This window comes from Methylobacterium sp. Leaf118, assembly GCF_920984675.1.
Classification (GTDB): Bacteria; Pseudomonadota; Alphaproteobacteria; order Rhizobiales; family Beijerinckiaceae; genus Methylobacterium.
Genome location: NZ_CAKLBV010000056.1, coordinates 1 through 12279, shown reverse-complemented (window position 1 = coordinate 12279; position 12279 = coordinate 1). Strand labels below are relative to the sequence as shown.

At 71.9% G+C, this 12279-nt stretch carries 14 protein-coding genes; all 14 read left to right on the top strand.

Translation table 11 applies throughout. The features are described 5' to 3' along the window. The first annotated feature begins 73 nt into the window (after positions 1-73). The 14 genes from flgB to LW587_RS18905 all read left to right on the top strand — a co-directional run bounded on the left by flgB (position 74) and on the right by LW587_RS18905 (position 12055). Positions 74-457: a flagellar basal body rod protein FlgB gene (gene flgB, locus LW587_RS18970; RefSeq protein ID WP_232631155.1), complete on the top strand. Its 384-nt coding sequence runs from the start codon at positions 74-76 to the stop codon at positions 455-457. Next, entirely contained in the window at positions 454-870 is a 417-nt protein-coding gene (gene flgC / locus LW587_RS18965; RefSeq protein ID WP_232631154.1) for a flagellar basal body rod protein FlgC, read from the top strand. Before flgB ends, flgC begins: the two co-directional genes overlap by 4 nt. A gap of 11 nt (positions 871-881) precedes the next feature. Then, the gene (locus LW587_RS18960; RefSeq protein WP_232631153.1) at positions 882-1214 is read left to right on the top strand and encodes a flagellar hook-basal body complex protein FliE; all 333 of its coding nucleotides are present in this window, start codon (positions 882-884) and stop codon (positions 1212-1214) included. A gap of 12 nt (positions 1215-1226) precedes the next feature. Beyond that, on the top strand, positions 1227-2015 hold the full coding sequence (gene flgG, locus LW587_RS18955; protein ID WP_232631152.1) for a flagellar basal-body rod protein FlgG: 789 nt from the start codon (positions 1227-1229) through the stop codon (positions 2013-2015). A gap of 72 nt (positions 2016-2087) precedes the next feature. After that, entirely contained in the window at positions 2088-2585 is a 498-nt protein-coding gene (gene flgA, locus LW587_RS18950; RefSeq protein ID WP_232631151.1) for a flagellar basal body P-ring formation chaperone FlgA, read from the top strand. Next, positions 2585-3724, top strand: a complete 1140-nt coding sequence (gene flgI / locus LW587_RS18945) for a flagellar basal body P-ring protein FlgI (RefSeq protein ID WP_232631150.1) — start codon at positions 2585-2587, stop codon at positions 3722-3724. Before flgA ends, flgI begins: the two co-directional genes overlap by 1 nt. Next, positions 3724-4317, top strand: coding sequence for a MotE family protein (locus LW587_RS18940; protein WP_232631149.1), 594 nt, complete (start codon positions 3724-3726; stop codon positions 4315-4317). Before flgI ends, LW587_RS18940 begins: the two co-directional genes overlap by 1 nt. Continuing rightward, entirely contained in the window at positions 4317-5027 is a 711-nt protein-coding gene (gene flgH, locus LW587_RS18935) for a flagellar basal body L-ring protein FlgH (RefSeq protein WP_232631148.1), read from the top strand. Before LW587_RS18940 ends, flgH begins: the two co-directional genes overlap by 1 nt. Positions 5028-5138: 111 nt before the next feature. Further along, positions 5139-5624 (top strand): flagellar basal body-associated FliL family protein, encoded by a 486-nt coding sequence (locus tag LW587_RS18930; protein WP_232631147.1) that lies wholly within the window; start codon positions 5139-5141, stop codon positions 5622-5624. A 143-nt stretch (positions 5625-5767) separates the two neighbouring features. Continuing rightward, positions 5768-6478, top strand: coding sequence for a flagellar type III secretion system pore protein FliP (gene fliP / locus LW587_RS18925; RefSeq protein ID WP_232631167.1), 711 nt, complete (start codon positions 5768-5770; stop codon positions 6476-6478). A gap of 352 nt (positions 6479-6830) precedes the next feature. Next, positions 6831-8519 carry a flagellar basal-body MS-ring/collar protein FliF gene (gene fliF, locus LW587_RS18920; protein ID WP_232631146.1) on the top strand — a complete coding sequence of 563 codons (1689 nt, stop codon included), beginning with the start codon at positions 6831-6833 and terminating at the stop codon, positions 8517-8519. Beyond that, the gene (locus LW587_RS18915; RefSeq protein ID WP_232631145.1) at positions 8519-9289 is read left to right on the top strand and encodes a hypothetical protein; all 771 of its coding nucleotides are present in this window, start codon (positions 8519-8521) and stop codon (positions 9287-9289) included. The genes fliF and LW587_RS18915 overlap by 1 nt, the downstream gene beginning before the upstream one ends. A gap of 1 nt (position 9290) precedes the next feature. After that, positions 9291-10733 (top strand): MotB family protein, encoded by a 1443-nt coding sequence (locus LW587_RS18910; protein WP_232631144.1) that lies wholly within the window; start codon positions 9291-9293, stop codon positions 10731-10733. Further along, positions 10730-12055, top strand: coding sequence for a chemotaxis protein MotC (locus tag LW587_RS18905; protein ID WP_232631143.1), 1326 nt, complete (start codon positions 10730-10732; stop codon positions 12053-12055). Before LW587_RS18910 ends, LW587_RS18905 begins: the two co-directional genes overlap by 4 nt. Positions 12056-12279: the final 224 nt, after the last annotated feature.

Below are 12279 nucleotides of genomic sequence, written 5' to 3'. Positions count from 1 at the left end.
GCCCATGGGACGCCGGGCCTTCGAGCCCGCGGCGTCCACGTTTCACGAGGGCCCTTGGGATGGGGGCGTTGCCATGACGGGCGTCTACCTGTTCGACCTCGCCTCGCAGCACGCGCGCTACCTCGCCGTGCGGCAGGCCACGATCGCCGGCAACGTCGCCAACGCGAACACGCCGGCCTTCAAGGCGCGCGACACGGTGCCCTTCGCCCAGGTCCTGGCGCGGACCGGGCTCGACATGGCCTCGACCGCGAACACCCATCTCGAGGCCGCGGGCACGCGCATCCCGGTCAAGACGGCCCAGCCCGCGGGCTGGGAGGTGCTCGAATCCTCGAGCGGGGTCAGCCTGGAGCAGGAGATGCTCAAGGGCGGCGAGGTCGCCCGGCAGCACAATCTCGACACCGCGATCGTCAAGTCGTTCCATCGCATGCTGATGGCCGCCGTGCGGAGCGGGTCGTGATCGATCCCCTGCTTTCCGCCTCCCGGCTCGCGGCGGCCGGGCTCCAGGCCCAGTCGGTGCGCATGCGCGTCGTCTCGGAAAACCTCGCCAACGCGCAATCGACCGGCGAGACCCCCGGGTCCGAGCCCTATGCCCGCAAGACCGTGACCTTCATGGCCGAGCTCGACCGGGCCGCCGGCGCGGCCTCGGTGCGGCTCTCCGAGATCGGCACCGACAAGACGCCGTTCCGCACCGAGCACGATCCGGGCAACCCGGCGGCGGACGAGAACGGCGTCGTCAAGCTGCCGAACGTGAACATGCTCGTCGAGATGGCGGACATGCGCGAGGCCAACCGCTCCTACGAGGCGAACCTCCAGGTCATCAAACAGGCCCGGGCCATGGTCGCCAGCGTCATCGATCTCCTCAAGTCCTGAGATTTGCCCCGATGATCGACGCCCTCACCTCGCTGTCGGCCTTCGACAAGGTCGCCGGCACCTCCTTCGCCGAGACGGCGCCGCTCCAGAAGGCCGCGCTGCCGACGCAGGTCGCCGCCCCCGCCGGCACCGATTTCGGCGAGGTCATGGCCCAGTTCGCCGCGCAGGCCCGCGATTCCCTGCGGGCGGGAGAGGCCACCTCGATCGCGGGCATCCAGGGGCGGGCCACGGCACAGCAGGTGGTCGAGGCGGTGATGTCCGCCGAGCAGAGCCTGCAGACCGTCGTGGCGGTCCGCGACAAGGTCGTGGCCGCCTATCTCGAACTCAGCCGTATGGCGATCTGAGGAACCCTCGTCATGCGCGCACTCGCCATCGCCGCCACGGGCATGTCGGCCCAGCAGCTCAACCTCGAAGTCATCGCGAACAACATCGCGAACCTGAACACCACCGGCTTCAAGGGGGCCCGGGCCGAGTTCACCGACCTGCTCTATCAGGCCGAGCGCCAGCAGGGCGCGCCGAACCAGGCGGGCCAGGAGGCGGTGCCCGAGGGGGCGATGCTGGGCTTAGGGGTTCGCGCCGCCGCGATCCGCAACCTGCACCGGCAGGGTCAGCTCGCCAACACCGGCAATCAGCTCGACCTGGCGGTGAACGGGCGCGGCTACTTCCAGATCACCGCCCCGAGCGGCGAGATCAACTACACCCGCGCCGGCTCGTTCAACCGCAACAATGCCGGCCAGCTCGTGACGCTGGAAGGCTACGCGGTCGATCCGGCGATCCTGATCCCGCAGAACACCTCGGAAGTGACCGTGAACCTCTCGGGCCAGGTCTTCGCCAAGGTCGAGGGGCAGGTCGCGCTGCAGAATATCGGCCAGCTGACGCTCGCCAACTTCGCCAACGAATCGGGCCTGGAGCCGCTCGGCAACGGTCTCTACCGCGAATCCCCGGCCTCCGGTGCGCCGGTCGTCGGCAATCCGGGCGATGTCAGCTTCGGCAAGCTGCACCAGGGCTACCTCGAAGGCTCGAACGTCGATCCGGTGAAGGAGATCACCAACCTGATCACCGCCCAGCGCGCCTTCGAAATGAACTCCAAGGTGATCTCCGCCGCCGACGAGATGGCCGGCACCATCTCCAAGGGCATCCGCTAAGGGCCTCCGCCGGCGTCCTGCGACGCCCCCCGGCCGCCCTCCCCGCTTCCCTCCCGACACGGCGCGATCCCCATGGCCCGCACGCTCCTCGCCCGCTGCCTGCTCCTGTCCCTGCTCGCGGGCGCCGCGCACGGCTTCGGCCCGCTCCCGGCCCTCGCCGCCGAGGGCATGGCCGCCACCGAGATCATGCTGCCGGTGCCCACCGTCACGATCTATCCCGGCGACACCATCAAGGACTCGATGCTGCGGATGCAGGCCTATCCCTCGACCTTCCGGGCGCGCTCGGCGGTGATCGACGCGCCCGCGGCGATCGCCGGGCGGCAGGCGCGGCGGATGCTGCTGCCGGGCGAGCCGGTGCCGGTCAACGCCGTCGACGATCCCCGCCTCGTGAGCCGCGGGGCGCCGACCCAGATGATCTTCGAGGAGAACGGCCTCGTCATCACCACCGTCGGCGCGCCGCTCCAGAACGGGGGCCTCGGCGAGACGATCCGGGTGCGCAACACCGACACCAACCGCATCGTGCTCGGCACCGTGATGGCCGACGGCCGCATCCGGATCGGCGCACAGTGATGAACCGCCGATTGCCCGGCCGCGTCCTCCTCGCCATCCTGCTCGGCCTCGCCACGGGCTTGAGCCTCGCCCTCGTCGCCGGCCCGGCCAAGGCCGCCGGCACCCGCATCAAGGACATCGCCACGCTCAAGGGCGTGCGCGACAACCAGCTGTTCGGCTACGGTCTCGTCACCGGCCTCCAGGGCACGGGCGACACCCTGCGCAACGCCCAGTTCACCGAGCAGTCGCTGCAATCGCTCCTCGACCGGCTCGGCATCAACGTGCGCGACGCCCGGCTGCGCACCCGCAACATCGCCGCCGTGATGGTGACCGCCGACCTGCCGCCCTATACCGGGACCGGCTCGCGCATCGACGTGACCGTCACCTCCATGGGCGACGCCACCTCGCTGAAAGGCGGCACCCTGCTGATGACGCCTCTGACCGGCGGCGACGGCCTCGTCTACGCCGCGGCGCAGGGGCCGCTCGCGGTCTCGGGCTTCACCGTGCAGGGCGCGGCCGAGCAGCTGACCCAGGGCGTGCCGACGGCGGGCCGCATCCCCAACGGGGCGCTCATCGAGCGCGAGGTGCCGGGCACGTTCCGCGATCTGCCCGAACTCGTGTTCGAGCTGAAGAATCCGGACTTCAAGTCGTCGATCCAGATCTCGGACGCGATCAACACGTGGTCGCTCTCCGCCTTCGGCCGGCGCATCGCCTCGGCCCGCGACCAGCGCTCCGTCGTGGTGATGCGCGGGCGCCAGATGAACCAGACCCGGCTGGTGGCCGAGATCGGCGATCTCACGATCCAGCCCGACACCCCGGCCCGGGTCGTCGTCGACCAGCGCACCGGCACGGTCGTGATCGGCCGCAACGTGCAGATCTCGACGGTCGCGGTCACCCACGGCAACCTCACGGTGCGGGTCACCGAGATGCCCGAGGTGTCCCAGCCCGCGCCCTTCTCCAACGGCGAGACCCGGGTGGTGCCCCGCACCGAGGTCGCCGCGCAGGAGCAGATGGGCAAGCTCGCCATCCTCGGCGGCTCCGATCTCCAGACGCTGGTGCGCGGCCTCAATCAGGTCGGGCTGAAACCCACCGACATCATCGCGATCCTGCAGGCGGTGAAGACCGCGGGCGCGCTTCAGGCGGAGCTGGTGGTGCAGTGATGAGGCTTCCGCGCACCCTCGCCCTCTGGCTCCTCCTCTCCGGCGCGGCCCTCGCGGCCGGCGGCGGCGACAAGCCCGATCCGGCCAAAGAGGCCGCCCTGAAGGCGCTCGCGGTCCGCGACGCGCCCAAGGAGGTCTCGGCCCAGGACTTCGTCGCCCGGGAGCCCGCGAAAACCGGCTACTGCGCCAACATCGCCGACGCCGCCGCCGATGCCCGCTTCGCCTGGCAGAAGGAGCAGCTCGCCGCGCTCGAGCGCCAGGTCGAGGAGCGGATCAAGGCGTTGGAGGAGAAGCGGGCCGAGTACGAGATCTGGCTCAAGCGCCGCAACGAGTTCCTGGCCAAGGCCGACGACAGCGTGGTCGCGGTCTACGCCAAGATGCGGCCCGACGCGGCGGCGCTCCAGTTCGCCAACATGCCGGAAGACTCCGCCGCCGCCCTGCTCACCAAGCTCAACGCCCGCGCGGCCAGCGCCATCCTGTCCGAGATGGAGGCGACCCGCGCGGCCAACCTCGCCCGCAAGATGACCGATGCCGGCCGCAAGGATGCCCCCGCGGGCGCCCCGCCGGCCCCGAAGAAGAACGAGAGGTCGTGATGCGTGGCTTTTCCCTCGCGGTGGCGGGCCTGCTCGGGCTCAGCCTCGGCGCCTGCCGGAGCGACCTCGACCGGCTCGGACGCGCGCCGGTGCTGACGCCGATCGGCACCGGGCTCAACGCCCCCCGCGAGCCGCTGCCGACCACCTTCGGCGCCTACGGCCCGCGCCCAAGCTACCATTCCACTTGGTCGCCCGCGAGCGCGGAGCTGTACCAGGACCCGCGCGCCCGCAATGTCGGCGACGTCATCACGGTGGCCATCGCGATCAACGACAAGGCGCAGTTCGACAACGCCACCGAGCGCGAGCGCAGCCAGAAGAGCTTCCTGGGCTTCGATTTCGGCTACGGCGTCTCGGGGCTCAAGGATTCGGCCACCGCCGATACCGGCATCCGCTCCGGCACCTCGACCAAGGGCCAGGGCAACATCGACCGCAAGGAGACGCTCAGCCTCTCGGTCGCGGCGGTCGTCACCGAGGTGCTGCCCAACGGCAACGTGGTGATCTCCGGCTCGCAGGAGGTGCGGGTCAACAACGAGGTGCGCGTGCTGAACGTCGCCGGCATCGTGCGCCCGCGCGACATCTCGCGCAAGAACACCATCGAATACGACAAGATCGCCGAGGCCCGCATCTCCTATGGCGGCCGCGGCCGCCTCACCGACGTGCAGGGGCCGACCTTGGGCCAGCAGGTCTTCGAGACCGTGGCGCCGTTCTGACGCCGAATCGCCGCGAACGGCCCCGTTCACGGCCCGCGCGATCGCGCTCCGCCGCCGATGCGGCGAGCCACCCTCGCCGCATCGCCGCGAGGGGAACGAAAGGAAATCGTCATGGCCGAGAGCAAGGACGGCGCGAAGAAGGGCGGCAAGGGCTGGATCGGGGCACTCGCCCTGGTCACCCTCGTGGCCGTCGGCACCGGCGGCGGGCTCGGCGTCTACCTGCTCGGCACCGTCGAGAAGTCGGTCGACCTCAAGAAGCGCGAGGAGGCCGACAAGGCGGTCAAGGTGCTCAACTTCACGGGCGACCTCACCCTGCGCAGCGTCGGCTCGGCGGTGACGAACCTCGCCGAACCCGCCGATTCCTGGGTGCGCATCGAATCCTCGGTGGTCTTCAAGACCGGGACGCTGCCGAACCCGGACGTGACGCTGGCCGAGATCCGCGCCGACGCCGTCGCCTATCTGCGGACCATGTCGCTGGCCCAGATCGAGGGCGCAAGCGGTCTCCAGCACCTGCGCGAGGACCTCAACGAGCGCGTCGCGACCCGCACCAAGGGCGCGGTGCGCGAGCTCATCGTCGAATCCCTGGTGGTCCAGTGAGCGGGGTCGCCTTGCACGGCGCCCCCCTCCGAGCGCCCTCCCCGCCGCGCGGGGGCGGATCTCTGCAGGCACGCCCGCTCCGCGCCCGGTCCGGGGTCACGGTGGCGGTCCTCGCTCTGGCCAGCCTCACCGCCACCGCCGCCCTGGCGCAGGGCGCCTCGCCCGGCGGCGTCACCGGCCTGCCCGGCCTCGACGCGCTGCTGCCGCCGGGCAACGGGGCGGCGAGCGGGCGCATCCTCCAGCTCGTCGCGCTGCTCACCGTCCTGTCGCTGGCGCCGGGCCTGCTCGTCATGGTGACGAGCTTCACCCGCTTCGCCGTCGCCTTCTCGTTCCTGCGCTCGGGACTGGGCCTTCAGAGCACGCCGGCGAACATGTTTCTCGTCTCGCTGTCGCTGTTCATGACCTTCTACGTCATGGCCCCGACCTTCGACCGCGCCTGGACCGAGGGCGTGAAGCCGCTCCAGGAGAACCGGATCGGCGAGGAGGAGGCCTTCGCCAAGATCGTCGAGCCGTTCCGGGAATTCATGACCCAGCACGTGCGCCCAAAGGATCTCCAGACTTTTTCGGACTTGGCGAGCCGCAACTTCCCCAAAGCCGAGCAGGGCGAAAAGGTGGATCTGCGCATCCTGATCCCGGCCTTCATGATCTCCGAACTCCGGCGCGGCTTCGAGATCGGCTTCCTGATCGTGCTGCCCTTCCTGGTGATCGACATCATCGTCTCCACCATCGTGATGTCGATGGGCATGATGATGCTGCCACCCACCGTGATCTCGCTGCCGTTCAAGGTGCTTTTTTTCATTTTGATCGACGGGTGGAATCTGTTGGTCAGCGGGTTGGTGCGGTCGTTTTTTTGACGGCCCGAACGATGGACGTGGATGCGCCCGCGGACGCCGCAGCCCAGGCGCGAGCGGCGCCTCGATCGTCGCGGCCCTCGAGGCGAGGGGGTCTCACCGTCGCCGAGCCTCTCGCTGATCGGCCGGAGCGCCCGCGCCTGGACACGCAGTACCCGCGGCGGGTCGTCCGCCGGTCGCACGGGACAGGACCAGCGATCCTGTCCCGTGCCGCTTGGTCTGACCCGCGATCCTTCGAAAACGGCCTCGTCGCCGATGGCGCCCGTCTCGGAACGGCCGCGCAACCCCCGCGCAAGGCTGAGCGGCAACATGGCCGCCGGGCCCAGAATCGGGTCCGGTTCGGGGTGGCGTCAGGATGCCGGGTCGCGAGCAAGCCGAGAGATTGTGGAGCAACATCGTCGATCTCGGCGCGAGGCGGCTGATCGCCCTCGGGCTGGTCGGCCTGTTGGTGTTCCTCGGGGTCGGCATCGGCGCCTATTATCTGAGCCGGCCGGCGCAGGAGATGCTCTACACGGGCCTCTCCCGCGAGGACGTGGCCCGCATCGGCGGCGTGCTCAAGGACAACGGCATCCCCTTCGACGTCGCTGCCGACGGCTCGGCGGTGCTCGTCTCCTACGGCCATACCGCCCAGGCCCGGATGCTGCTGGCGGAGAAGGGCCTGCCGCAGAGCTCCAAGTCCGGCTACGAGCTGTTCAACGATCTCGGCTCCCTCGGCATGACCTCGTTCATGCAGGAGGTGACGCGGGTCCGCGCGCTCGAGGGCGAGATCGCCCGCACCATCCAGGGCATGAAGGGCGTGCGCGCCGCCCGGGTCCACCTCGTTCTCCCCGACCGTGGCTCGTTCCGCCGTGACCAGCAGCCGGCCTCGGCCTCGGTCGTGGTGCGCACCGAGCCCGCCGACGACGTGTCGGGCGCCCAGGCGATCCGCCAGCTCGTCGCCTCCGCCATCCCCGGCATGAAGCCCGACCGGGTGACCGTGATCGGCTCGGAGGGCACGGTGCTGCTCGCGGGCGACGACGCGACCACCGCGCCGACGGGCAAGATGGCCACGCTCGAGAAGTCGGTCAGCCGCGAGATGCAGGACAACATCCGCCGCACGCTCGCGCCCTATCTCGGCGTCGGCAATTTCGAAATCAGCGTCGCGACCCAACTCAACACCGACAAGACGAGCACCAACGAGACGATCTACAACCCCGATCAGCGGGTCGAGCGCTCGGTCCGCTCCGTGCGCGAGAGCGAGAACGCGCAGAACCGCGCCAGCCAGCGCCCGACCAGTGCGCAGGAGAACCTGCCCGACCAGCGCACCCGCTCGGACGGCAACGATCAGTCGAGCAACGAGACCTCCAAGAAGGAGGATCTCACCAATTACGAGATCTCCCAGAAGACCGTTCAGACGGTGAGCGACGGCTACGCCATCCGCCGCCTCTCGGTCGCGGTTCTGGTCAACCGCTCGCGGCTCACCGCCCTGGCCGGCCCCGACGACAAGGCCGCCCTCGACAAGCAGATCGCCGAGATCGAGGAGCTCGTGGGGTCCGCCGCCGGCTTCAACAAGGAGCGGGGCGACACGATCAAGGTGGCCGCGGTCGGCTTCATCAACGACGGCCAGCCGCTGGAGCCGGTGCCGCCGCTCTCGCTCACCGACGTGATGATGAAGCAGTCCGGCACGCTCATCAACGCGGCGACCATCCTGGTCGTGGCCGCCCTGCTGATCTGGTTCGGCCTGCGCCCGGCGCTCCGCTCCATCCTCGCCGTGCCGGAGGCGGCGCAGACCGAGGTCGCCGCCCTGGCGGCCCCGGACGGCGCGCCCGCCCTCGCCGGGTCGCCCGGCGCCTCGGGTGCCCCGGCGCTGGCCGCCCCCGGCGCCGCCATGGCCGCCGGGGACGCGCAGAAACTGCCCGCGCCGGGCGTCGCCGGCCTTCTCGAGGAGTTGGAAGACAAGATGGCCCGCTCGCCGCAGAAGCGCCTGGAGCAGCTCATCGACCTCGACGAGGAACAGGTCGCGGCCGTCCTCAAGCGCTGGCTGATGCGTGAGGAGCCGGCGTGATGGACGGCGTGATCGCGAGGCTCCTCCCCGACTTCGCCGTGGCCCCGCTCGCCGCGGGTGCCGCGAGCGAGCCGGACTTCGACTCGGACTGGTTCCGCCCGGCCGCCCGCCTCGGGCGCACCGAGGCCGCCCCCCCGCGACGGCCGACTGCGCCCCGGCAGACGCAGCCCGCGCCGGCGGTGGCCGCCATGGTCGAACCCGCTCCCGCGGCCTTCGTGCCCCTGAGCGTCGCCCCCTCTCCGGCCCGGCCGGCGGAGGACCGGGAGGCGCTGATCGCCGAGGCCGAGGCCCGCGGTCGGGCGGCCGGCCGGGCCGAGGCGGAGGAGGCGGCCGCCGCCCGGATCGCGTCCGAGCGCGCCGCCTTCCAGGACCGCCTCGCCGAAGCGCGGCAGGATTGGGCGGAGAACGAGGGGGCGGCCCTCGCCGACGGCCTGACCGCGGCCTTCGCCCGTCTCGACGCGGAGCTCTCGGAGCGGGTGGCGCGGCTCCTCGCCCCGGTGCTGACCGAATCCCTACGCCGTCAGGCGGTCGCCGCGCTCTCGGTGGCGGTCACGCGGCTCCTCGCCGAGCCGCAGCCCGCGGCCCTGCGGGTCACCGGGCCGGAAGACCTCATCACCGCTCTGTCGGGGCGGCTCGGTCACCTGTCGGCCTCGGTCGCCTTCACGGCCGCCGACACGCCCGAGGTGACGGTGACCGCCGGCGAGACCGTGATCGAGACGGAACTGGCGGCTTGGGGCCGGCTGATCGCCGCGGCCGTGGCGGAGGCCTGAGATGTCCGAGCAGCCCCACGAAATCATCATCATCAAGCGCCACGGCGACCACGAGGACGGCCATCACGGCGGTGCCTGGAAGATCGCGCTCGCCGACTTCATGACGGCGATGATGGCCCTGTTCCTCGTGATGTGGCTCATCAACTCGACGAGCAAGGAGCAGAAGCAGACCATCGCCGAGTACTTCAACCCGGTGAAGCTCGCCGAGGTCACCCACGACCGCAAGGGCGTCAACGACCCCCAGGACGCGCCGAACGACCCGCCCCCGGCCGGCACCGGCAAAGGCGAGGGCGCCGACAAGGACGGGGACAAGGCCGGCGCCGCCGGGGCCCCGGGCAGCCGCGCGCGGGAATCCGCCCTGTTCCAGGACCCCTACGCCGTTCTGGCCAAGCTCGCCGCAGACGCCGACGCCGCTCCAGAGGCCGCGAGCGCCGACGCCTCGGTGCTGGAAACCGGCCAGCCCGGCGTGTCCGGCGGAGAGACCGGGCGCGACCCGTTCGATCCGCTCTACTGGCAGGTCGCCGCCCTGCCCCGCCGCCGCACCGAAACGCCGGGCGCCCTCGACACGGCGACGGCCGCCCCCACGGAGGCCCGCCTCGACGCGCGGGCGCCGTCCGGCACCGCCCCGGGCAAGGCGTCCCCCAAGGAGACGGGCAAGGACGCAGCCAAGGAAGCGATCAAGGAGCCCACGAGGGACGTGCCGAAGGAGGTCGCGCCGCAGAGCCTGCGCGAGGCGATGCGGCAGGCCGGCGTGCGCCTCGCCTCCGCCGAGCCCGTGACGCTGCCCTCCCGGGAGCCGGAGCCGAAGCCGGTGGAGGGTCCGGAGGCCAAGGCCGCCGCTGCGACGCCGCCGGAGGCAGCCCCGGCGCCCGCGGCCAAGGCCGTGCGGCCGGCCAAGGAGACGCCGAAGGAACCCGCCAAGGAACCCGCCAAGGAACTGCCTAAGGACCCGGTGAGCGAGGCCAAGGCGGCCGAGACCGCCGCCGCCGCGGCGCTGAAGGCGGAGATCGCCCGGGCGGTGCAGCCGCTGGCGACGAGCAGCCCGGCCCCGCATGTCGAGGTCCGCCGCGTCGGCGAGGGCGTGCTCATCAGCATCACCGACGAGATCAACTTCAGCATGTTCGGAATCGGCTCGGCCGAGCCGACGCCCAAGGTGGTCAAGGCGCTGGAGCGCATCGCCAAGGTGCTGAACCAGCACCCCGGCCGCATCGTGGTCCGCGGCCATACCGACGCGCGCCCGTTCAAGTCGGAGACCTACGACAACTGGCGCCTGTCCTCGGCGCGCGCCCAGATGGCGTCCTACATGCTCGTGCGCGGCGGCGTCGACGAGGCCCGCGTGGAGCGGATCGAGGGTTACGCCGACCGCCAGCCCCGCGTCGCGGCCGATCCGAAGGCCGCCGAGAACCGGCGCATCGAGATCCTGCTGCGGGGGCTGCCGGAATGAGGGGGCACCGCGGCGCGTCCCCCCATCCGGCGCAGGCCCCCGCCGCGGCGCGAGGCGCCTCGCCGTCTGCCTCCCCGTCCGCCTCCGCGGGCAAGGCCGGCCGGCGGATCGCGAGCGCAGGCGCGGGCGTCCTGCTCGCCCTCTGCCTCGCCCTTCCGGCCGCCGCGGCCGGCGACGGACATGGCGGCCATGGCGAGCCGGCAAAGCCGATCGAGCCCCTGCCGGTGAAGGCGCACGGCCTGCCGGTCGAGCTCGTGCGCACGCTCCAGCTCCTGCAGGACCGCATCGCCCGCGGCTCGACCCAGGCCCATCTCGCCCAGCGCCAGCTCCTCGGCCATATCGAGCAGAAGCTGATCGACCACGATCCGGAAGGCTGGGCCGAGCCCGAGAACCTGCGGGCCGCCGTCACCTTCGCGCTGGCCGGCGGAGGGCCCGGCGTCCTGCGCCGCATCCTCGCCACCGGCAAGGCCGCGGAGGCGGAGCTGCCCCTGATCCAGGGGGCGCTGGCCTATCTCGAGGGCCGCGAGCGGGAGGCCGCCGCCAAGCTGTCCGGGATCGACGCCCGCACCCTGCCGGCCGGGCTCGCCGGCCAGCTGGCGCTGACGCAATCCGCCCTGCTGGTGCGCGAGGCGCCGGTGCGCGCGCTGGAACTGCTCGACCTCGCCCGCCTCCTCGCGCCCGGCACCCTCGTCGAAGAGGGGGCGCTGCGCCGCCAGATCTTCGTGGTGGCTCAAGGGGGCGACGCCGCGCGCTTCGAGGCCCTGTCGATTCAGTATCTGCGCCGCTTCCGCCGCTCGGTCTATGCGGGCAATTTCCGGCAGCGCTTCGCGGCGGCGCTGACGCGCCTCGACTTCGACAGCGACCGCACCCGCATCGCCAGCCTGGAGCGGATGCTCGATCAGATCGAGCCGGAGAGCCGGCGCGACCTCTACCTCCTCGTCGCCCGGGCCGGGCTGGAGCAGGGCCGCCGCGAGACCGCCCTGTTCGCCGCCGGGCGCGCGGCCGGGCTCGCCGCGCCGGACTCGCGCCCCGCCGCGCAGGCGCGCCTCTACCGGGGCGCGGCCCTGATCGTCGCCGAGGGCGGGTTCGAGGAAGGCGCCGAGGCCTTGCGCGCCCTCGACCGCGCCGAGCTCGCGCCGGCCGATGCCGAGCTCCTCGACGCGGCGCTCTCCACCGCCCGCCAGATCCGTACGCCCACCGCAGGCGGGACGGCCGATCCGCCCGCGCCGCTTGAGGCCGCCCGCCGCCCGGTGCCGGAGCCGGCGGCGGTCCAGCGGGCCCGCGAGGCCCTGGCCCGGGCCGAGCGGGCAATGACGCCGTGAGAGGCTCCGTGAGCCCGCGCCTTCGTTCGTGCCTGCCCCGAAACCCTTGCTGCGCTGGACCGAGAGTACCGTGATGAGTCCCCTCGACATCCTGACTGCGACGCGGCCGAGGGCCGAGGCCGGCCGCGCGCCCACGGGCGAGGAGGCCCCCGCGACGCCGGGCTTCGAGACGCTGCTCGATGCCTTCGAAGACGCGCGCTCGGACGGCCGGGCGGCCGGGGCGG

What these genes read in the sequence shown, in the direction of transcription:
- flgB (WP_232631155.1), top strand. Translation starts at nt 74, where the DNA reads ATGACGGGCGTCTACCTGTTCGACCTCGCCTCGCAGCACGCGCGCTAC.
- LW587_RS18960 (WP_232631153.1), top strand. Translation starts at nt 882, where the DNA reads ATGATCGACGCCCTCACCTCGCTGTCGGCCTTCGACAAGGTCGCCGGC.
- flgG (WP_232631152.1), top strand. Translation starts at nt 1,227, where the DNA reads ATGCGCGCACTCGCCATCGCCGCCACGGGCATGTCGGCCCAGCAGCTC.
- flgA (WP_232631151.1), top strand. Translation starts at nt 2,088, where the DNA reads ATGGCCCGCACGCTCCTCGCCCGCTGCCTGCTCCTGTCCCTGCTCGCG.
- flgI (WP_232631150.1), top strand. Translation starts at nt 2,585, where the DNA reads ATGAACCGCCGATTGCCCGGCCGCGTCCTCCTCGCCATCCTGCTCGGC.
- LW587_RS18940 (WP_232631149.1), top strand. Translation starts at nt 3,724, where the DNA reads ATGAGGCTTCCGCGCACCCTCGCCCTCTGGCTCCTCCTCTCCGGCGCG.
- flgH (WP_232631148.1), top strand. Translation starts at nt 4,317, where the DNA reads ATGCGTGGCTTTTCCCTCGCGGTGGCGGGCCTGCTCGGGCTCAGCCTC.
- LW587_RS18930 (WP_232631147.1), top strand. Translation starts at nt 5,139, where the DNA reads ATGGCCGAGAGCAAGGACGGCGCGAAGAAGGGCGGCAAGGGCTGGATC.
- fliF (WP_232631146.1), top strand. Translation starts at nt 6,831, where the DNA reads ATGCCGGGTCGCGAGCAAGCCGAGAGATTGTGGAGCAACATCGTCGAT.
- LW587_RS18915 (WP_232631145.1), top strand. Translation starts at nt 8,519, where the DNA reads ATGGACGGCGTGATCGCGAGGCTCCTCCCCGACTTCGCCGTGGCCCCG.
- LW587_RS18910 (WP_232631144.1), top strand. Translation starts at nt 9,291, where the DNA reads ATGTCCGAGCAGCCCCACGAAATCATCATCATCAAGCGCCACGGCGAC.
- LW587_RS18905 (WP_232631143.1), top strand. Translation starts at nt 10,730, where the DNA reads ATGAGGGGGCACCGCGGCGCGTCCCCCCATCCGGCGCAGGCCCCCGCC.